The organism is Lactobacillus pasteurii DSM 23907 = CRBIP 24.76 (assembly GCF_000297025.1).
GTDB classification, from domain to species: Bacteria; Bacillota; Bacilli; order Lactobacillales; family Lactobacillaceae; genus Lactobacillus; species Lactobacillus pasteurii.
Genome location: NZ_CAKD01000005.1, coordinates 25,620 through 46,106 on the forward strand (window position 1 = coordinate 25,620; position 20,487 = coordinate 46,106).

Here is a 20,487-nt window from a genome sequence, read left to right on the forward strand (position 1 = left end):
AAATTTTTTCGATAGATCAAAAGCAACGGCTAAAAAGTCGCTGCTTTTTCTATGCTTTAGCGAAACCTGTCCGAACAGAATAGGCGTCAGCAAAAATTCTAGTCATAATCTGCAATGGAAGCCTGGATCGCACTTCATAATCTGGAAAATAATTTGTTTTTGAAATATAACCATTAAATAGTAAAGTAGATGGTTTAGCTAATGAACTATCTCTATTAGTTGTAAAAGTTAAGATTGGCACTTCATTATGATTTAATTCTCTAGCTGCTTCAACCAATTCTTCAGTTTCACCGTTTAAAGATACAAAGATAACTTCTTCATTCGCACGAATATTTTTAGCAACAGTTTTAATGATATTAGGGTCAGTATGTAATTGGGCATATTTGCCAGTTAACTGTAATTTGATCATCATTTCTTTTGCAATTGCTTCCGAAAAACCTCGGGCCAAAAGATAAATACTGGAAGCTTGTTTAGTCATTGAAATACTATCTTCGATTGTCGAGTAACTTAGATTATGAAGAGTGTTGTTCATTTCGATTTCATTTTTAGTAATAACTTCACGTATTTTGTCATCTACATCATTTAATATGCTAAAAGCACCCTCTTTAAGTTTCAGTGATTCTCGATAAGCGGTGTAACCACTATATCCCATTTTTTGCATTGTTCGAACAATTGTTGCAGTTGAAACATTAGAAAATTGACTTAAAGCAACAATTGACATTTTAGCAATTTTTTCGGGATTGTTTTGAACTAGATTCCATAAGTATAATTCTGCATTACTTAAGTCTTTATTAGCCATTTTGTAAACCTTTACATAAATTAATAAAAAAACGATTTATTTGGAAAATCCTTACATCAATTTTTTCTTATATTGAAGATGTTGATAAGTTAGAAGGGAGCATTATAAATGATCTATACAGTGACCTTAAATCCTGCGATAGATTTAGTTATTATCACTAAGGAGCTTAAAGCAGGAGTAGTTAATCGAACCGAGAGTTTTGAACTTCAGCCTAATGGTAAGGGTGTAAACGTTTCTTTTATCCTTCAAAAATTAGGTATATCTAATATTGCTACTGGTATTGGTGGAGGATTCACTCTCGATTATGTCAAAGAGGGATTAGAAAAACAAGGTATTCCAACTAAGTTTTTGAAGGTAGATCAAGCTACTAGGGTTAATGTTTTTACTAGAGTATTGAGTGAAGGAAAAGAATATAAAGAAGTTAATCCTGGGCCAATTATCTGTGAAAAAGTTCAAATAGATTTTCTAAAGATGTTATCAAGAGAATTACAAGAGAATGATCTATTGATTGTATCGGGAAGTTTTGGAACTGGAATTGAACATAGTTATCTTGTCAGGATAGCAGAATTATGTCAAAAGAAAAAGGTTAAATTAGTTATTGATTCTAGCTATCCAGAAGTATTAGATACTTTACCATACCATCCATTTTTATTGAAGCCAAATGATGAGGAATTAGCGGGTTATTTTGGTGAATTAACACCAATTGATGATAAAACAGTAATTAATTTGGCCAGAAAGTTAATTAAACAAGGATGCCAATATGTATTAGTATCTCTTGGAGAGCGTGGAGGTGCATTGATTAGTAAGGATAAAGCTTATTTTGGTAATGCACCTAAAATCCAGGTTTTAAATACGGTTGGTGCGGGAGATACGATGCTAGGGACTTTCATTGGAAAGTATTTAACTGATGGTCAAGTCAAGAAGGTCGATTGCTGCTGGTAGCGACACTGCTAGCAAGATGGGATTGACAAATTACCAAATTGAAGGATTATTAGCAGATGTTCAAATAGAAGAGAGGGAATATTAATGTCTAAATATGATTTAGTAGCCGCTACTGGCTGTGCAACGGGGGTATCCCATACTTTCGTGGCTGAAGAAGCTTTAGAAAAGGCTGCTGAAAAACTTGGTTATACAATTAAAGTTGAAACTCATGGTCAAACTGGTGTTGAACATAGGTTAACAGATGAAGAAATTAGAGCCGCTAAGGCGGTAGTTATTGCTTCTGATATTGATGTTGATCCTGATCGTTTTGCTGGAAAAAAGCTTGTTATTGTACCTGTAGCTAAGGGTATCAAAGATCCAGAAGATCTAATTAAATCAGCGCTTGATGAACAAACTCTGATATATAAAGCGGGAGAAAAGGCTAACACTTCAGAAACTAAAGGTACATCTATCAGTTTGGCAACTACTATTTATCAATCGCTGATGAATGGTGTTTCTCATATGTTACCGTTTGTAGTTGCAGGTGGGGTTTTAATTGCTGTTTCGTTCTTTTGGGGTATTTTTTTCAGCTGATCCAAAAAGTGATTAATATAATCAATTTGCTGCAATGTTAATGACTATTGGTGGGACTACAATGAATTTAATGGTTCCAGTTTTATCAGCTTTTATTGCTGAAGCCTTAGCTAAGAGAACAGGTTTAGTAGTTGGTTTTGCTGCAGGTATGATCACATATAACGGTGGCGGTGGTTTCTTAGGTGCCATTGTCAGTGGCTATTTATCAGCAATTGTAGTTTTACTATTGCAAAAATTATTTAAAGCTTTGCCAGATCGGCAATTTAGAGGTTTGAAATCAATTTTTCTCTTTCCTGTATTAGGGGTATTTATTACAGGGATGTTGATGTTCGCCTTGAATACACCAATTCATGCTTTAAATACTTTTATGATGAATTGGCTAAAGGGTTTTGAAAATAGTAATCCCATTTTACTTGGTATTATTATTGGTATCATGTGTGTAGCTGACTTTGGTGGACCGATCAATAAGGCTGCATATGTAACGGGAACAGCCTTGCTAGCCCAAGGCAATTACTTTTTCATGGCAGGGGTCTCCGCTGCATGTATTGCTCCTCCACTTGCAACGGGTTTTGCAGTTTTGTTTAATCGGAAGGCATATTCAAATGATGAAAGAGCAGCTGCTTATGTTAACTTTTTGCTAGGTTCAACTCATATCACTGAAGGGGCTATTCCATTTGCTGCTAAAAATCCATTGCTTAATATTCCTGCTTTCATGGTTGGTTCCGCTGTAGCAGCATCTTTGACTTATATTTCAAAAATCCAAGTTCCTGCTCCTCATGGTGGCTTTATTGTTTTACCGTTAGTTAATAAACCATTTTTATGGGTATTATGGATTATAGTTGGTTCAATAGTTTCAGGTCTTTTATTAGCGATAATTGCTAATAAATCAAAAAATAGTCAACCAGTTGTAGCTAGTCCAAGCTTATTTGAAGAAGATACAAAGTCTGCAGAGGTAGACATTGATACTCCTAAAGTTGAATATGATCCTGACGAAATTTTAAATGTAAACAATATTGAACTTGATGTAGACGTAAACTCTCGTGATGAAGCTTTAAAACATTTAGCTAAATTAGCAGTTAAAAATGGTTTGGCAAGTGATGAATCAGAAATTTATAAACAATACCAGGTTTGTGAACAAGAGGGCTCAACTGGAATGACAGACGGTTTTGCTATTCCACATGCTCAATCTAGAAATATTACTAAATCTGCTATGGTAGTGTTAAAGCTTAAACATCCCGTTGATTGGAATTCTTTGGATGGTAAAAAGATTGATACTGTAATTTCATTCCTAATTCCAGATAATGATAGTAAAGATCATCTAAAATATCTCTCTAACACTGCTAAATTACTCACACATGCTGATTTTGTACATAAATTAAAAGTCAGCCAAACTGCTGATGAAATTAAAAAGTTATTTAGCGATAAATAATTTTAATTAACTGGTACGAACCACTTTATTTTACAAAATGTAAATGCTATCATTATATATGTAAAAGAAAGCGGATTCATTTTAAGGAGAAAAATATGCGTAAAATTACATTTGAAGTTGCTAAGCACATGGAAAAATTATCGAATAAAGCTGGAGTAATCAGTGCTCTTGCAATTGATCAACGTGGATCACTTAAGAGAATGTTAGCAGAAGCTGCAAATAAGCCAGCTGATGAAACAACAATTGTTGATTTTAAGAAGGCTATTTCTAAAGAATTGACACCATATGCATCATCAATTTTGACAGATCCTGAATATGGCTTGCCTGCTACTAAGCTAAGAGATAAGAATTGTGGCTTGTTACTAGCTTATGAAAAGACAGGCTATGATACTACTGAACCTGGTAGAATGTGTGACTTGATTGAAGATCAATCAGGTTTGAGAATTAAGGAAGCAGGAGCAGATGCAATTAAATTCTTGGTATATTACGATGCTGATGAACCTGATGAAATTAATGATAAGAAGCGCGCTTTTGTCGAAAGAGTAGGTGCAGAAGCTAAGGCTACTGACTTGCCATTGTTCTTAGAATTACTTACTTATGATGGTAAGATGGATGATGTCAAGAGCCCAGAATATGCTAAAATTAAGCCTCATAAAGTAATTGAAGCAATGAAGGAATTCTCAGATCCTCGATATAATGTTAGTGTATTAAAGGTGGAATTGCCATTTAATCTCAAATATGTAGAAGGCTTTACTGATGGAGAAGTGGTTCATACCAGAGACGAAGCTTTACAATTATTGAAGGACCAATCGGATGCTACTGACTTGCCATACATTTTCTTATCTGCAGGGGTAACTTCAGAAGAATTTATCGCCGAAATTAAGATGGCAGAAGAAGCCGGTGCCGAATTTAATGGTGTCTTATGTGGTCGTGCTACTTGGAAGCCTGCTATCAAGCCATTTGCTGCTGAAGGAGAAGAAGTAGGAAGCAAGTGGTTAGCTGAACAAGGTAAGCAAAATATTGAAAATTTGAATGCTGCCTTAGTTGGTGCTAAGTCTTGGAAAGAAAAGTTAACAGTAGAATAGCAACAATACAAACATACTAACCTAGTGTTAGGGATTCATTCGACGGAATGTCTCCCTAGCACTTTTCTACGTAATATCAAATAATATTTGATTTTGGGTAGAAAATAAGCTAGAGCAAAAAGCTCTAGCTTATTTAGATTCCATAATAAATAGGCAATTTTTGATTAAATCCCTTCATCTGAACCCGGTCTGACTGATCATCAATATTAAACTCAGTAAAGGAAATATTATCAACCGTGCCGATTTTATCAATGTCAACTTGAAGTAAGGCGGCAATAAAGGCTCTAATAGTAAAACCATGACAAACAATCATAACAGTTTTCCCTTTATAGTTCGCTTTTAGATTGTCATAAAATGACTGAACTCGATCAATAACATCCTGGAAACTTTCGGCATCTTTGGCATATTTGAGGTAATTATCAGTGATTAAGCCTTCGCAATCAAAAGCATCGGGGTATAGATCGTATAATGGAGTAACAGATTTACCATCCCAAGAGCCAAAGTTCATTTCAAGTAATTTTTGATCTAGAATGATCTCTTTTTGGTCATTCGTCAATAATTTAGCAGTTTGAACTGCACGATTGAGTGGACTAGAAAAAACTTGGTCGATTTTCTTTAAGTCTAGTTTGGGATAAATTTTTTGAACTTTTTCAATCCCGACCGGGCTAAGGTCGGGATTGCTTTGAGCACCAGAAATAATATCGCCAGTATTGTGGTTGCTGACGCTGTGTCTAACTAATATTAATTCCATAAGATTTGACCTTTATCCTTTCTATTTATTTAAACTATACTCATTATTGTAAACGCTGTCAATATTTTATGAAAACTTTTACATTTGTATAAAATATAGGATAATAAAGTTAAGTTAATAGCAGGGAGTAGGAATTGAAATGAAACCAATTTTTTATATTATTTTGTTTGTTTTATTTGTTCTATATTTAATTTTCGAAGTTTATTTTAGAAGGCGGACACAGAAAAATACGTATAAATTAATTAACAGCTTGCAACAGGGAGATCTGAAAACTTTCAATAAGTTGGTTAATGATCCAGCAATCAAAAAAACTGTTTCGGCTTATACTCGCTTATCGCTGACATTCAATGCTGCAATTGCAGAAAATCATATTGAAGCTGCTGATAAAGTTTTTGATGAGATAGCTTCCTTGAATTTAACTAGCGAACAAAAATTAAGCTTTTTTGGCAATGCACTAAACTACTATATTGGTTTGAAAAATAAGCCAAAAGCAAAAATCTGTTATGACAAGGTCAAATCAGCTAGAAGAAACGAGGCTCAAAAGGATTATTTGATGACGATATATGAAGTGATGGTTGAAGATCAAACCAGCAAAAAGAAGCTCATCGAACAGCGTTTAAATCATGAGGCAAACGAGCAAAAGTTAGCAGATTATTATTTACTTGAGCATATTTATCAAGTTGAAGGTGATCTCTATAAAGCAAAAGAATGTAGTCAATTAGCTCAGAAATTAGCGAAGCAATTATGATAAGATAGAGAGTAATTATCGAATTTCGTATTTGATAATTACTTTCTATTCACAAAAAGAAAGCGCTTTTTTGAGTGATTTATGATATACTTGACTCATAAGTGGTACCAACCAGTTATAAAGGAGACGAAAAAATGGCTAATCCGCTTTATCGTGAGCTGATGGATCGGCTCGAGAAAGAAATCAAAGAGATGTATGCTCCTAATGATAAACTTCCTAGTGAGCGAGAAATGGTTAAACAATATAACGTTAGTCGTAGCACGATTCGCCTAGCTTTGGGGGATTTGGAACAAAGAGGAATTATCTATCGTTTACATGGCAAAGGAACTTTTGTTTCATCTTATTTTTGGGCTCAAGCTAGTTTATCTACCACTTATTCTTTTAGTAAAATGACTAGCAATGGTTTTAAGCCAAGCACAAAAAATATTTCTCTCGGTGTCGTTGCTGCTGATGAAGAGATTAGCGGTCAATTAAATCTGGAGCTTAACGAGCGGGTCTATGAATTGACGCGCTTGCGTATGGCTAACGGGGAACCATTTTTATATAGTAAAACTTATCTACCTAAGAAACTTTTTCCTGATTTTGTCTTGGAAGATGTTGAGCAAGATTCCTTATATAACGTTATGCAAAAGAAATATCATCAAATCAGTGTTTTAGCTTTTGAAGATATTAAGGCAGTTAATTTGGATGCTCGAGTAGCCAAAATTCTCGATGTTAATGAAGGAGATGCGGCGATGAAGATATATCGACGGACAATTAATGATAAAAATGTATCTGTTGAATATACCAAGGCTTTGGCTAGAGGAGATAAGTTTATTTATCAGTCAAAACAGTATAACAATATTTATTGATTTTATGAGGTGTAGACATGTTTGAAAAGACAGATGAACAATTGAAGGCACTAGGTGCAGATATTACTACTAGAGAAATTGCTCAACAACCAGATTTATGGCGCCAAACTTGGGATATTTACCAAGCTAAAAAAGCAGAAATTGAAAGTTTTTTAACTAACATTCATGAAAAGTTTGGCAAGGTTAAAGTTATTTTTACCGGCGCAGGAACTAGTGCTTATGTTGGTAATACTGTGATGCCATATCTTAGAAAGTATGGAGATCGCACTAAATATAATTTTGAAGCAATTGATACAACTAAAATTGTTTCTACTCCAGAATATTATTTAGAAGAAGATACCCCGACTATCTTAGTTTCCTTTGCTCGTAGTGGTAATTCTCCTGAATCTGTCGCAACTGTCGAAGTTGCTAAGCAAATTGTCAAGAATCTTTACCAAATTGCTATTACTTGTGCTCCAGAAGGGTTCTTGGCTAAGGATTTACAAGATGATCCTAATGGATTGGTTTTATTAATGCCTGAAAAGTCACTTGATTTAGGTTTTGCGATGACAGGTTCATTTTCATGTATGTCACTAGCAACCTTGCTTGTTTTTGACACTATTTCAGACGAATTAAAGCATAGTTTTGTAGAACAAATTGCAAAGATGGGTGAGGAAGTAGTAGCTAGAGAATCAGAAATTCAAGCTCTGGTAGATACTGATTTTGACCGAATTACCTACATCGGTAGTGGTGCACTTGGCGGCTTGGCAGAAGAAGCAAGATTGAAGATTCTTGAATTAACTGCAGGTAAGGTAGCAGCTTTGTTTGATACTTCAATGGGTCTTCGCCATGGTCCAAAGTCATTCTTGGATGATAAGACAATTGTTTTCGACTTTGTTTCAAACAATACCTACACTCGTCAATATGATTTAGATATTCTTGATGAAATTAAGAATGATGAAATTGTTCCATTAGTAATGGGAGTAGGACAAAATAAGGATGATCAGAACTTTGGTGGTAGATTCTTCGCCTTTAGCGAAGCAAGATTGTTGCCAGATGCATACATGGCCTTCCCAGACATTATGTTTGCTCAAACAATAGCCTTATTGACCTCAGTTAAAGTTGGAAATACTCCGGATACGCCATCTCCAACAGGAACGGTTAATAGAGTAGTTAAGGGTGTTACTATTCACGAGTACAGCAAATAGCAGGTAAGTTATGACTTATTATGTTCATGCAGATAAATTCTTTTTAGAAAATCGCACCGAAAATGGTGGATTTTTAGAGATAACAGATGATGGAAAATTTGGTCTTTATCACCGAGAAGTACCAAAATCAACTGCCGAAATTCATGATTATTCAGGCAAATGGATTGCTCCAGGATTAGTTGATACTCATATCCATGGCTCAGTAAAAGAAGATGTTATGAGTAGCGATTGGGAAGGAATCAATCGATTATCTGAGGCTTTGCTTAGTGCAGGAGTAACTTCATGGTTGCCAACAACAATTACTGCAGCTGATGAAACTTTGACTAGGATTTGTCAGATGTTTGCCCAGCATCATGGAGAGGAAACTGGAGCTAAGATTCAAGGATTACATTTTGAAGGTCCATTTTTTACAGAGGAACATGCTGGGGCTGAGAATCCCAAGTATATGTGTGATCCAGACCTTGATTTGTTCAATAAGTGGTTGAATGCTTCGGGAGGATTACTAAAAAAAATCTCAATGGCACCTGAACGTAAAGGCGCCAGAGAATTTATTCGTGAAGTGACTAAGCAGGGCATAGTTGTAGCTTTGGGACACTCTAATGCAGCTTTTAACGAAGCTGTAGCTGGTGTTGAAGCAGGAGCTAGGGTATTTACTCATACATTTAATGGAATGCCAGATCCCGCTCACCATGGAGCTACTATTGCCAATGCTGCAATGTTATTAAACAACGTAGTTGATGAATTGATTTGCGACGGACATCATGTTGAAGAAGCTCTTGTACGAGGGTTGATCAATGTAGTTGGCCCTGAACATGTTGCTTTGATTACTGACTGCATGGAAGCAGGGATGATGCCAGATGGAGACTACATGCTGGGAGAATTATCAGTTTATGTTCAAGATGGCATGGCTCGACTAAAGCAAGATAACAGTCTAGCTGGTAGTATTCTTCAATTAAAAGATGCAGTCAAGAATGTAGTAGATTGGACCATCGTGACGCCAGAAAAGGCAATTATGATGGCTTCATATGTTCCTGCTAAAAGTGTAAATATTTTGGCAAGTTGTGGGTCAATAAAGCCAGATAAGGATGCTGACTTTATCGTTTTAAACCCGGATATGACGTTAGTTGAAACATATTTGAATGGTGAGTCAAGATATCAAGCTACTAAATAGAATATTAATTATGACTAGTATAAGAGCTAAGACTCACTAAATTATTTAGTGTTTCTTAGCTTTTTTGATATTAAATATCAGAATTGATGAATGAGGTATAAATATGAATAATGATGAACTATTGTCAGCCTATCAGTCAGTTTTTGGTTCAGCTGGAGAAGAAATATATTTTTCACCAGGAAGAATTAATGTTATCGGGGAACACACCGACTACAATGGTGGTCATGTATTTCCAGCTGCAATAAGCTTAGGTGTTTATGGTGTATATGGAGCAAGAACAGATAAAACTGTTGCAATGTTTTCTAAAAATATTGCAAGTGGTGTGGTTGAATTCGATCTTGAAGATGAAACGATCGAAAAAGGCGATCGCTTTTGGATCAACTATTTTAAAGGAATGATAACTTACCTGAGACATAGTAATGATGGCGCCAAAATAAATCATGGCTTTAACCTGTACATCAATGCGACACTTCCATCAGGAGCAGGTCTTTCATCATCAGCTGCTTTAGAAATGTTAATGGGCAAAATCTTGAAGGATAAGTTTTTACTAGATGATGATTCAATTTCTATAGCAAAAATGGGCCAAAGAACAGAAAATGAATTTATTGGCTTGAATTCAGGTATTATGGATCAGTTTGCATGCATTATGGGTAAAAAGGATGCTGCTATTTTCCTAGATTGCAACAGTATGGAATATGAGTACATGCCGTTGAAATTGGGTGACTATGAAATTGTGATCATGTCGACTAATAAAGAACATACACTAGCATCCTCAGCATACAATGATCGAGTTAGAGAATGTCAAAGTGCACTAAAGAAATTGCAAAAGAAATTAGATATTACAAGCTTAGGTGAACTTGATGCAAAAACTTTGGATGAGTACAGTTATTTGATCAATGATGCCGTTGAATTGAAGCGAGCTCGACATGCAGTTTTGGAAAATGAGAGAACAATTCGTGCTACCAATGCCATGAAAATGAACGACTTATCACAATTAGGACATCTATTGAATGCTTCACATGTGAGTCTACATTATGACTATGAAGTTACGGGTGCAGAACTAGATACTCTGGCAGAAAGTGCATGGGCTAACGGGGCAATTGGCGCTAGAATGATCGGCGGAGGATTTGGTGGATCAGCTATCGCCATTGTAAAGAAAACTGATGCTGCTGAATTTAAAAAGAAACTTACCAAAATTTACTTTGATAAGTTTGGATATAATGCAAGTTTTTATGATGCAGAGTTGGTTGATGGTACGAAAAGGATTTATTAACTATGACAGCAATAGAAGCTTTTGCACAACAAGTAATTGAGAGTGGCAGCTATTCGCCATTAGATCGTGTTTATGTAACAAACAAAATAAAGGCATTGGTTGGAGAAGATGATGAAGATATTTCTTCAAGTGATTTGGTTGATCAACTAGTGGCAATTGCTGTCAAGAATAAAAAAATAGTTGATGATACTACTTCTAAAGAAATTTTAAATGATTTATTGCACGATTTAGCTACGCCAATCCCTAGTGAGATAAATCGTACTTTTTGGGAAAAGATGGGGACATCTCCCAAAGAAGCCACTGATTGGTTTTACAACTTATGTATAAAGAATAATTACATAAAGAAAAAAGCGATTGATAAAAATATTGTTTATGAGGGAACCAGTAGCAAGGGGCATGAATTAGAAATTACTATTAACTTGTCAAAGCCAGAAAAAGATCCACAATCGATAGCTAAAGCTGCTCTTATTAAAAATAATGATTATCCAAAATGTGCGCTTTGTCTGGAGAATGAGGGATATCTTGGTGATTATGGTAAAAACTCTCGATCGAATTTAAGAATAGTCAGAATGACTATTGGTGGACAACAATGGGGGATGCAATATTCTCCCTATGCCTATTTTGATGAACACTGTATATTTTTAGATCAAAAGCATGTTCCGATGGTTATTGATCAACAAACTTTAATAAATCTGATCGAGATTGAACGTATGTTACCACACTATTTTGTTGGGTCAAATGCTGACTTGTCAATTGTTGGTGGATCAATGTTAGCTCATGAACATTATCAAGGTGGTAAACATATATTTCCAATGATGAAGGCAAAAATTAAACAAGTGATAGACTTTCCTACCTTTTCTGATGTGAAATGCGGGATAGTTGATTGGCCAATGAGCGATTTGCGGTTGATTTCTAGCGATACGAGGCAGCTGATTAAGTTGGCAGATCTAATCATAAATTTCTGGGATCAATATTCTGATCAAACGATAATGATTCACGCTTATGATGAATTTGGTCAAAGGCATCATACTGTTACTCCAATCATGCATCGGGAAGACGATAAATATATTTTAGATTTAGTTTTGCGTGATAATAATACATCTGATCAGTATCTTTTAGGCATTTTCCATCCTCATGAAGAACTATGGCATATTAAAAAAGAAAATATAGGCTTGATTGAGGTTATGGGCAGAGCAATATTACCTGGAAGACTTAAAGATGAATTACAAGAAGTGAAGAAGTATTTATTGCATCAGCCTAATGATATGGCAGAAAAGCATGAAAAATGGGCGAAGCAGTTGTTGCTTGAAAACCACATTACGGCCGATAATGTAGATGAAATAATTAGGCAAGCAGTTATTGAAATATTTGAAGCAGTTTTGCAATCTGCGGGAGTCTTTAAAGACGATAGTGACGGTAAAAAAGGACAAGATAAGTTTATTGAACAGTTAACCTATAGATTGAATAAAAATTAAAATATATTTTTATTTTGTATAGTATATAAAAATAGCTAATAGGAAATGGGGATTAAAAGCCTAACTATTAGCTATTTTTATTTTTAGTTATAGATATGTATAGATTTAAAGCTGTACAAGTAAAGACAAAAATAAATATAATTTTTTGCCATATTAATTTTCTGGTCTAGACTAATAAAATAATAATAATTTTTTGCATAAATCATTTACAAGGTGGTTATAACCAGTTATAATATAATTGTAGAAAGCGGTTACATTAATTGATGTTTTTCTAGTAGAGGAGAGAAATTATGAACATTGTTGGTGTAAGAATAGATGGGAGACTTGTCCATGGACAAGTGGCCAACTTGTGGACACCTAAATTGCAAGTTGACAGAATTATTGTAATTGACGACGCTGCTTCAACAGATGATATTCAAAAAAGCGGTTTAAGGATGGCAACACCTATGACCACTCGCTTGAGTGTTCTTAACTATAAAGTAGCTGCTGACCATATTAACAACGAAAGGTATGGTAAGCAAAGAGTATTTCTTGTAGCTAAAAAACCACAAGAATATTTGAAGCTACTTAATGAAGGAGTTCAGCTGAAATCTATTAATGTTGGTACTATGTCACAAACTCCAACAACTAAAGCTGTAACTAAACAGATAAATGTTGAGCAGGAGGATATTGAAGTCTTTGATGAGATTGCTAAAAAAGGTGTTGAATTGACAGCTCAATTGACTCCTAGTGATGAATCACATGACTTTATGAAGTTGTTGGATGCAGTTAGATAGGAGGAGTAATTACGATGGCTATATGGCAGATTATTCTAATCACGTTGTATGCAGGATTCCAAATTCTTGATGAATTAACCCTTTATACAGGCTTTAACACTCCTGTAGGTGCTGGATTTGTTGTGGGTTTAATCATGGGAGACCTTAAAACCGGTTTGATAATTGGTGCAGGTATGCAATTGATGGTTTTAGGTGTTGGTACTTTTGGCGGTGCTTCAAAGATCGACGCAACCATTGGTACTACTTTAGCAACTGCTTTCTCAATAAGTGTTAGCGGGATGAGCCCACAAGTGGCAATTTCTTCTATTGCTGTTCCAGTAGCTGCTATCATGGTTCAATTGGATATCTTGGCTCGTTTTACCAATACTTTCTTTGCTCACAGAGTTGATCACTACATTGAAACGTTTAACTACAAGGCAATTGAGCGTAACTTCTTATACGGTGCTTTGCCATGGTCACTATCAAGAGCAATCCCTGTATTTATTGCTTTAGCGTTTGGTCGTGGTTTAGTTCAAAGTATTGCAGATGCATTGAACGGAAGCTGGGCATGGCTTGGAACTGGTTTGTCAGTTGCCGGTGCTACTTTACCAGCTGTCGGTTTTGCAATTTTGCTTCGCTACTTACCAGTTAAGAAGCATGTTGCTTACTTGATTCTTGGCTTTACTATTACTACCTTGCTTACAGTTGTATTTGGTAACATTCAAGCTCTTGGTGGCGGTGTTGCTGCAGTTAACAAGAACTTCGTTGGTACATTTAACTCATTGCCAATGTTAGCAATTGCTTTGATTGGTTTTGCTTTAGCAATCTTGTACTACAAGAAGGCTATTAGTTCAACTACAAGTGTTGCTGCAGCTCCAAAAGCAAGCAGTGTGAGTGATGAGGGGGAAATTACTGATGATGAACTCTAATTCAAACTACAAAATTACTGATGCTGACATTAAGCAGATTAATAAACGTTCATTATTTGCTTTCCAATTAGGCTGGAACTATGAAAGAATGCAAAATAGTGGCTATTTGTACACGATTTTGCCACAACTTCGCAAGATGTACGGTGATGGCACTCCTGAATTAAAAGAAATGATGAAGGCTCACGTACAGTTCTTCAACACTTCGCCATTCTTTAACACAATTGTAACTGGTATTGACCTTGCTATCGAAGAAAATGAAGGTATTAAAGGAAAAGAATCAGTTAACGGTTTGAAAGTTGGTTTGATGGGACCATTTGCCGCAATCGGTGACTCAATCTTTGCTGCTTTGATTCCAGCTGTATTTGGTGCGTTGGCAGCTGCTATGGCTAAAGAAGGAAACCCAACTGGTTTATTCATTTGGGTACTTGCTAACATAGCAATATGTGTTTTCCGTTGGAAACAATTACACTTTGCATACGAAAAAGGTGTATCGCTTGTTACTGAAATGAGAGATACCTTGAATGCATTGACTGATGCTGCAACTGTTTTAGGTGTGTTCATGGTAGGTGCCTTAGTTGCAACAATGATTAATGTTAAGTTTGGCTGGGTTCCAAACATTGGTGGAGTTTCTGTAAATATTCAAAATGACTTGGATATGATTATTCCTAAGTTATTACCTGCTGCAATTGTTGGTTTTGTTTACTGGCTTTTGGGTAAAAAGAATATGACTTCAACCAAGGCAATTCTAATTGTGTTAGTACTTTGTGTTGTTTTAGGTGGACTTGGAGTTTTAACTAAAGCATAGAAAAAATATAACGATCATGAGTAGTCTTGGTCGTTATATATTAGCCTTTAATCACTGTCACCTCTAGATTTGAATTATTTTAAACATGACTTCTTACCAAATCATATTGGATTGAAGGCTAATATATATCGATTAAGAATTTAATTGAATAAAACTAAATATGGAAGAGAGAAGAGTTATGAGTAAAGATTTAATATTGATTAGTCATGGACAAATGGCAGCTGGAGTTAAGGAGAGTTGTGAATTGATTATGGGACCACAAGAACATGTTCATGCAGTTTGTCTATTGCCTGAAGAAGGTCCTGAAGATTTTGAAGTTAAGTTTAATAAAGAAATTGAAGCTTGTAATGACGATGAAATCTTAGTTTTCGCTGATTTGATGGGTGGCACTCCTGCTAATACTATTAGTCGTTTGATTATGAGTGGCAAAAAAATTCATTTGATTGTTGGAATGAATTTGGCAATGGTTATTGAATGGGTAAATTCTCAAATGGTAGGTACAGAAGGAGCTTATGTATTAGCTGCTAAGAACGGTATAGTCGACGTAAATAATTTCTTAGCTAATATGAAAAAGTAGGATAGAAGAATTTAGGGTAATAGATTTTGAATGAAGCTGTTACCCTTTTTTAGTAAAGGAATATACAAAATGTTCGAGTACTCTCTTAGATATGTTTTTGATATAAGACACAATTCTGCGGAAAAGGATACAGCTTTACTCAATTTTGTTAAGAGTGCGCAGATTGATGATGTTTGCTTTATTATCAATGCGGAAGAGTTAAACCATAGTCACTTAACAAGAGAAGAAACTCAGCCCTGGCTAGATCAAATAAAAGAGCTTCAAGCTAAATTGAAAGATATGGGGATAACTACTAGTTTAAATCCATGGACTACCATCATGCATTCAGATAGAGGATTTAAAATAGATAATAAAGTTGGATTTGATACTTTTGTTGATATTGAAGGCAATAAGGCTAAAGATATGGCTTGTCCAGCTGATCCTAAATGGCGCCAATATCTTGTAGAAAGATATACGCAATATGCCTCAATCCACCCTAAGCGTTTGTGGCTAGAAGATGATTTCAGACATTATAATCATTCACCTCTAAAATTAATGTGCTTTTGTCCACGACATATGAAGATATATCAGGAAAAATTAGGGAAAAAAGTGACAAGGCATGAATTCGTCAAAGCGTTGCTAGCCCCAGGGCAGGTAACGGACGAGCGCAAGATTTATTTAAATCAAGCGCGCAAAGAAATGATTGAAGTTGAACAATTGATCGAGAAAGCAGTTCATGAAGTGAGTCCTGAAACTGATCTAGGGCAAATGACTTCGTTTCCAGATTGGCATGCAGTTGAGGCAAGAGATTGGGCGGGCTTGTTAGATGCTCAAAGAGGCAAAAAAGCGCAACACCCCCGAGTAGTTCGTCCACATTTGCCAGCATATAACGAAGTATCCCCGATAATGTATGGCCGAGATTTTGAAAAATATAGCGTCATTACAGCAGCTTATGCAGGAGCAAAAGCTGAATTATATCCTGAACTAGAAAATAGTATGTGGACTAGGCAAGTAAAATCCAATAATTTCATCGCCTTTCAAATTATTACTACTGCTTTATTGGGGGCTAAGGGTATTTTATTAAATATCTTTGACATGATGGGCAATGGTATTAACGATAGCTGGGATTATAGTCGCTTGTTAAGCCAAATTAAACCATTTGTCTCAAAATTGGCAGAAATTAGGATGGATGTTGGTGGTTTAGCTGGTGTTAAGGTTTTAGTTGATCAAGATGCTGTTTTTTATGGTCAGACTATCACAGGCAAGTTGGTTGATGAATTATTGCCACAGGATAAACAATGGGCTAGTTTATTAAGTTCATTCGGCATAGCGACAACGATATTGCCGATTGATCACGCTACTGTTAATAATATTCAAAATGAAACACTAGCAATTTCAGGTCAATTGCTTCGTGGACTGCCTAAGGCAGAAATTAGGTATCTTTTTGCAAGCAATAAGATTTTACTTGATGGTGAAAGTGTTCAAGCTATCATTGATTTGGGCTTGGCTAATGAACTTTTGCATATTGTCAAAGCTCAATGGTATCAACCTAAGACGGCTTATCAATCGTTTGAACAAGCAGATGGACGTCAAGTTAACAATGTTAAAGATCCAAGAGTCACTATGTTGCAACATACTGGAAGTTATCTATCTCTTGATTATGAAAAGGATGCTGACGTACAAGTATGGACCTCAGCTTATAACTCAATTGATCAGAAATTAGGAAATATGATGACGATAGTGGATCATAAGGCGATACTTTTACCGATAAGTGCAGATTTAAAGTATGGCTGGGAAGCACAATATTCATCTTATAAGGAGGGACTAATTAAGCAGATGCTTGATGAAATTGGACCAGTTGATTACTTAACGGAGATGCCAAATGTTAAACTGAAGATTGATCGTACGCGTCGTGAACTTTGGATAGCTAACTTTACTTTGGATGAATATGAACAAATAAATTGGCATTATACTCTTAAACCAAATCACCAGGTGGAAGTTACTAGATATAAAAAAGATGCATATCAAGTTGATGAAGTTGAAGTAGAATTTATGGATGACTTAGCAGTTATTCAGGTAAGGTTGGCACCTCTAGAATTGATAAAAGTAAAATATTGAAAAAGTAAAGCAAACATGATATGAACCCCGAAATTCGGACAAAAATTTCGAGGTTTTTATTTATGCCCAAATTATTTAAATAAGACAAAATCGGTATAAACAGAAGTATTATGGAATGTTATCTGGATGGGCAGAAAGAGGATGATACAACTTGGTATATCGAAATTAAGGAAACAGCTATCGAACGAAGATTAATATGCGACTGAAGAGATCAGATTTATGAGTTCATATCGATTACCTGATTATTTTTTGTTTCGATACCGACTTAAAAACTGCACGATATAAGACTATTTTACCTATATTATTCGTATTTTGTTGACTTAATAAGCTGATATTGTATAATTTTAGCTATAAAGGAGGACGAATATGAACAATAGATCAGCGATACATTTAATTGTTCCAGCTTTTTTAGGAGTTTTGATTTTTACCTTTTTCCCACTGATCCAAATAGCAATTCCTACTTTCCAAGCCAAAGGGAACGTCTTTGCTGAGTATGTTAGATTTTTACAAAACTCGTACAATCTGCAAGTTATTGCTAGAACGTTCATGATTTCAGTGATAACTGTCATCATTGTTTTAGTCTTAGGTCTGCCTGTTTCGCTTTGGATTGCAAGACAAAAAGTAGGAGTGAAGCAAGTTTTAAGTTTGCTGATCTTGTTTCCAATGCTGACTAATGCGGTCGTAAGAAACTTTGCCTGGATAATTATTTTGGGCAAGGATGGAATTTTAAACAAGTTATTTATGGCCTTGCATATTAGCAATCAGCCAGTATCTATTCTCTATACAAATATTTCAATTGTGATCGGATCTGTTTATCTATTTTTGCCAATTATGATTACTTCCCTGATTGGCAGTATTTCGGAATTGAATATTGAGGTTGAAGAAGCTGCTGCAGTTTTAGGTGCAACACCATTGACTAGCTTCTTTAAAGTTTTAATTCCTCAGCTTACTCCTGGAATTTTTACGGGATGTATCTTAGTTTTTGCCGGAACAATGACAGCATATACGACACCGCAAATTTTAGGTGGTAATCGTCATTTAGTGATGTCAACGCTGATTTACCAACAAGCAATGACCCTTGGAAATTGGCAGAGTGCTAGTGTGGTTGCAATTGTCTTAATTCTAATCTCGGCATTTTCAATGTGGTTAATGAGACGCATCAGCCATATGTTAGATAGGAGGCCAAGTCTTGCTTAATTCCAAAAACAAAATATTGACCGTAATATCCATAATTGTATTAGCAATTCTAATGTTGCCATTGATATTGGTTGTTATTACTTCATTCAACACGCAAAATTCAATTTCCTTACCTATCGAAGGCTTTACTTTTAATTGGTATGCCAATATTTTTCAACAACCAGATTTTATTGCTGGGTTTGAATCAAGTTTATTAGTTGCTTTGATTGCTAGTGGATTGGCCTTAATTATTGGCATCCCTGCTGTGTACGCCTTAACCCGGTTCAATGTTCCCAAAGCATCATGGTTTCAATCATTCTTCTTAAGCCCAACTTTGATACCAGAAATTGTTATTGGCTTTGCACTCTATCAAACCATCGTCATAACCATTAGAATCCCAGTGTTCATTGGCTTAATTATTGGACACTTTCTGCTTTGTTTACCTTATGTAATTCGGCTGATCACGGCTAGTATGTTGCTTTTAGATCGACATATTGAAGAGGCTGGTTGGGTTTATGGTTGTTCGCCAAGAAAGACCTTCTTTTTATTGGTTTTGCCGAATATTAAGACTAGCATTATCGCAGCATTCATGATGTGTTTTATTAATTCATTTAACAATATGCCAATTTCGCTATTTATGAATGGACCATCTTTGACAATGTTGCCACCTGCGATCCTTAATTATTTGCAAAATAACTATGATCCAACAGTTTCTGCAATTTCAGTACTATTGATGGTCTTCACTGGATTAATGATGTTTTTAGTAGAAAAGGCGATTGGTCTTAAGAGCCTAACCAAATAAGGAGAAAAACGTGGCAAATTTAGAAGTAAAAAAATTAGCAAAATCATATGATGGAAAAAACAAAATTTTGCAGGATATTTCTTTTTCTGTCAAAGATGGAGAGTTGGTTTCGATTTTAGGACCATCAGGATGTGGTAAAACTACAACCTTGCGGATTATTGCAGGCTTGCTAGATGAAAGTTCTGGTCAAGTGTTAGTTGATAATAAGGACGTGACGAAGGTTCCAGTATATAAAAGGAATTTTGGAATGGTTTTTCAAAGTTATGCCTTGTTCCCGCATCTTAATATTTTTGAAAATGTAGCCTTTGGACTAAAAATGCACGGCATGAATAAGTCAGAAATAAAAACAAAAGTTGAAGAGATCTTGGAAATTACTGGTTTAACTGAATACGTCAAAAAATATCCCGCTCAACTTTCTGGTGGACAACAGCAAAGAGTTTCTTTAGCTAGAGCTTTGGTGATCAATCCGCAACTTTTGCTAATGGATGAACCACTGAGCAATCTTGATGCAAAATTGCGCTTAAAAATGCGTGAAGAGATTCGTCGCTTACAACAGAAATTGAAGATGACAGTATTGTTTGTCACTCATGACCAACAAGAATGTTTTGCGATTTCAGATCGAGTTATGATCATGAAGGAAGGCAAGATCGATCAATTTGATACTCCGCAAAACATTTTCCATCATCCTAGGACTGAATATGTAGCCCGTTTTATTGGCTATGACAACTTTATTCATTTTGAGCAAACTCAGCTAATCGATAAGCATCGTATTCAAGTGAAAGGAAGAGTCTTTGAATCAGTTGATGAATGTAAAAATGCTAAGCTGCTGACAATTCGACCTGAAAATATTGAAATAACGAGCCAAGATGAAGCTGAAAATGTTATGTCAGGTACGATTATCAGCAATGAATATCTAGGTCAAAGTTTTAAATATCGGATCAAAACGGACTTAGGTGAATTTCAAGTTGAGGAAAGTCGCAAAAAGATGCGCTTAGTGGGAGAACAAGTAAGCTTGTTCTTACCAGCTAAACATCTCCATGCACTGTCAGAATAGTTATTGGG

At 35.5% G+C, this 20,487-nt stretch carries 17 protein-coding genes and 2 pseudogenes; 17 read left to right on the top strand and 2 right to left on the bottom strand.

What is annotated here, in order from left to right:
* Positions 1-49: 49 nt before the first annotated feature.
* Positions 50-799 (bottom strand): MurR/RpiR family transcriptional regulator, encoded by a 750-nt coding sequence (locus tag BN53_RS01330; protein ID WP_009559079.1) that lies wholly within the window; start codon positions 797-799, stop codon positions 50-52.
* A gap of 108 nt (positions 800-907) precedes the next feature.
* Here BN53_RS01330 and pfkB point away from each other — a divergent pair.
* The 3 genes and pseudogenes from pfkB to BN53_RS01345 all read left to right on the top strand — a co-directional run bounded on the left by pfkB (position 908) and on the right by BN53_RS01345 (position 4,828).
* Positions 908-1,826, top strand: a pseudogene (pfkB, locus tag BN53_RS01335) (1-phosphofructokinase).
* Positions 1,826-3,743 (top strand): annotated as a pseudogene (locus tag BN53_RS01340) (fructose-specific PTS transporter subunit EIIC). Before pfkB ends, BN53_RS01340 begins: the two co-directional pseudogenes overlap by 1 nt.
* Before the next feature lie 95 nt (positions 3,744-3,838).
* Positions 3,839-4,828 (top strand): tagatose 1,6-diphosphate aldolase, encoded by a 990-nt coding sequence (locus tag BN53_RS01345; RefSeq protein ID WP_009559083.1) that lies wholly within the window; start codon positions 3,839-3,841, stop codon positions 4,826-4,828.
* A gap of 133 nt (positions 4,829-4,961) precedes the next feature.
* On the opposite strand, the gene BN53_RS01350 is transcribed toward BN53_RS01345, so the two are convergent.
* Complete coding sequence (locus tag BN53_RS01350; RefSeq protein ID WP_009559084.1) at positions 4,962-5,579, bottom strand: histidine phosphatase family protein; 618 nt, start codon at positions 5,577-5,579, stop codon at positions 4,962-4,964.
* A gap of 139 nt (positions 5,580-5,718) precedes the next feature.
* On the opposite strand from BN53_RS01350, the gene BN53_RS01355 reads away from it, so the two are divergent.
* The 14 genes from BN53_RS01355 (at position 5,719) to BN53_RS01420 (ending at position 20,479) form a co-directional block, all read left to right on the top strand.
* Positions 5,719-6,327 (top strand): hypothetical protein, encoded by a 609-nt coding sequence (locus BN53_RS01355; protein WP_009559085.1) that lies wholly within the window; start codon positions 5,719-5,721, stop codon positions 6,325-6,327.
* Positions 6,328-6,461: 134 nt separating this feature from the next.
* Entirely contained in the window at positions 6,462-7,178 is a 717-nt protein-coding gene (locus BN53_RS01360) for a GntR family transcriptional regulator (RefSeq protein WP_009559086.1), read from the top strand.
* Between the two features lie 17 nt (positions 7,179-7,195).
* The gene (locus BN53_RS01365) at positions 7,196-8,365 is read left to right on the top strand and encodes an SIS domain-containing protein (protein ID WP_009559087.1); all 1,170 of its coding nucleotides are present in this window, start codon (positions 7,196-7,198) and stop codon (positions 8,363-8,365) included.
* A 10-nt stretch (positions 8,366-8,375) separates the two neighbouring features.
* Positions 8,376-9,536: an N-acetylglucosamine-6-phosphate deacetylase gene (gene nagA, locus BN53_RS01370; protein ID WP_009559088.1), complete on the top strand. Its 1,161-nt coding sequence runs from the start codon at positions 8,376-8,378 to the stop codon at positions 9,534-9,536.
* A gap of 103 nt (positions 9,537-9,639) precedes the next feature.
* Positions 9,640-10,809 (top strand): galactokinase, encoded by a 1,170-nt coding sequence (locus BN53_RS01375; protein ID WP_009559089.1) that lies wholly within the window; start codon positions 9,640-9,642, stop codon positions 10,807-10,809.
* A 2-nt stretch (positions 10,810-10,811) separates the two neighbouring features.
* The gene (locus tag BN53_RS01380) at positions 10,812-12,284 is read left to right on the top strand and encodes a UDP-glucose--hexose-1-phosphate uridylyltransferase (RefSeq protein WP_009559090.1); all 1,473 of its coding nucleotides are present in this window, start codon (positions 10,812-10,814) and stop codon (positions 12,282-12,284) included.
* Between the two features lie 290 nt (positions 12,285-12,574).
* Positions 12,575-13,060, top strand: coding sequence for a PTS sugar transporter subunit IIB (locus tag BN53_RS01385; protein WP_009559091.1), 486 nt, complete (start codon positions 12,575-12,577; stop codon positions 13,058-13,060).
* 14 nt (positions 13,061-13,074) lie between these two features.
* Positions 13,075-13,968 (top strand): PTS mannose/fructose/sorbose/N-acetylgalactosamine transporter subunit IIC, encoded by an 894-nt coding sequence (locus BN53_RS01390; RefSeq protein WP_009559092.1) that lies wholly within the window; start codon positions 13,075-13,077, stop codon positions 13,966-13,968.
* Entirely contained in the window at positions 13,955-14,773 is an 819-nt protein-coding gene (locus BN53_RS01395; RefSeq protein WP_040537244.1) for a PTS system mannose/fructose/sorbose family transporter subunit IID, read from the top strand. Before BN53_RS01390 ends, BN53_RS01395 begins: the two co-directional genes overlap by 14 nt.
* 178 nt (positions 14,774-14,951) lie before the next feature.
* The gene (locus BN53_RS01400; protein ID WP_009559094.1) at positions 14,952-15,350 is read left to right on the top strand and encodes a PTS sugar transporter subunit IIA; all 399 of its coding nucleotides are present in this window, start codon (positions 14,952-14,954) and stop codon (positions 15,348-15,350) included.
* A gap of 69 nt (positions 15,351-15,419) precedes the next feature.
* Positions 15,420-17,447 (top strand): hypothetical protein, encoded by a 2,028-nt coding sequence (locus tag BN53_RS01405; protein WP_009559095.1) that lies wholly within the window; start codon positions 15,420-15,422, stop codon positions 17,445-17,447.
* A 366-nt stretch (positions 17,448-17,813) separates the two neighbouring features.
* Complete coding sequence (locus BN53_RS01410; protein ID WP_009559097.1) at positions 17,814-18,644, top strand: ABC transporter permease; 831 nt, start codon at positions 17,814-17,816, stop codon at positions 18,642-18,644.
* On the top strand, positions 18,637-19,425 hold the full coding sequence (locus tag BN53_RS01415; RefSeq protein ID WP_040537245.1) for an ABC transporter permease: 789 nt from the start codon (positions 18,637-18,639) through the stop codon (positions 19,423-19,425). The genes BN53_RS01410 and BN53_RS01415 overlap by 8 nt, the downstream gene beginning before the upstream one ends.
* A 10-nt stretch (positions 19,426-19,435) precedes the next feature.
* Positions 19,436-20,479: an ABC transporter ATP-binding protein gene (locus BN53_RS01420; RefSeq protein WP_009559099.1), complete on the top strand. Its 1,044-nt coding sequence runs from the start codon at positions 19,436-19,438 to the stop codon at positions 20,477-20,479.
* Positions 20,480-20,487: the final 8 nt, after the last annotated feature.

Excerpts from the sequence above, each read along its gene's own strand:
- BN53_RS01330 (WP_009559079.1), bottom strand. The coding sequence starts at position 799 with ATGGCTAATAAAGACTTAAGTAATGCAGAATTATACTTATGGAATCTA.
- BN53_RS01345 (WP_009559083.1), top strand. The coding sequence starts at position 3,839 with ATGCGTAAAATTACATTTGAAGTTGCTAAGCACATGGAAAAATTATCG.
- BN53_RS01350 (WP_009559084.1), bottom strand. The coding sequence starts at position 5,579 with ATGGAATTAATATTAGTTAGACACAGCGTCAGCAACCACAATACTGGC.
- BN53_RS01355 (WP_009559085.1), top strand. The coding sequence starts at position 5,719 with ATGAAACCAATTTTTTATATTATTTTGTTTGTTTTATTTGTTCTATAT.
- BN53_RS01360 (WP_009559086.1), top strand. The coding sequence starts at position 6,462 with ATGGCTAATCCGCTTTATCGTGAGCTGATGGATCGGCTCGAGAAAGAA.
- BN53_RS01365 (WP_009559087.1), top strand. The coding sequence starts at position 7,196 with ATGTTTGAAAAGACAGATGAACAATTGAAGGCACTAGGTGCAGATATT.
- nagA (WP_009559088.1), top strand. The coding sequence starts at position 8,376 with ATGACTTATTATGTTCATGCAGATAAATTCTTTTTAGAAAATCGCACC.
- BN53_RS01375 (WP_009559089.1), top strand. The coding sequence starts at position 9,640 with ATGAATAATGATGAACTATTGTCAGCCTATCAGTCAGTTTTTGGTTCA.
- BN53_RS01380 (WP_009559090.1), top strand. The coding sequence starts at position 10,812 with ATGACAGCAATAGAAGCTTTTGCACAACAAGTAATTGAGAGTGGCAGC.
- BN53_RS01385 (WP_009559091.1), top strand. The coding sequence starts at position 12,575 with ATGAACATTGTTGGTGTAAGAATAGATGGGAGACTTGTCCATGGACAA.
- BN53_RS01390 (WP_009559092.1), top strand. The coding sequence starts at position 13,075 with ATGGCTATATGGCAGATTATTCTAATCACGTTGTATGCAGGATTCCAA.
- BN53_RS01395 (WP_040537244.1), top strand. The coding sequence starts at position 13,955 with ATGATGAACTCTAATTCAAACTACAAAATTACTGATGCTGACATTAAG.
- BN53_RS01400 (WP_009559094.1), top strand. The coding sequence starts at position 14,952 with ATGAGTAAAGATTTAATATTGATTAGTCATGGACAAATGGCAGCTGGA.
- BN53_RS01405 (WP_009559095.1), top strand. The coding sequence starts at position 15,420 with ATGTTCGAGTACTCTCTTAGATATGTTTTTGATATAAGACACAATTCT.
- BN53_RS01410 (WP_009559097.1), top strand. The coding sequence starts at position 17,814 with ATGAACAATAGATCAGCGATACATTTAATTGTTCCAGCTTTTTTAGGA.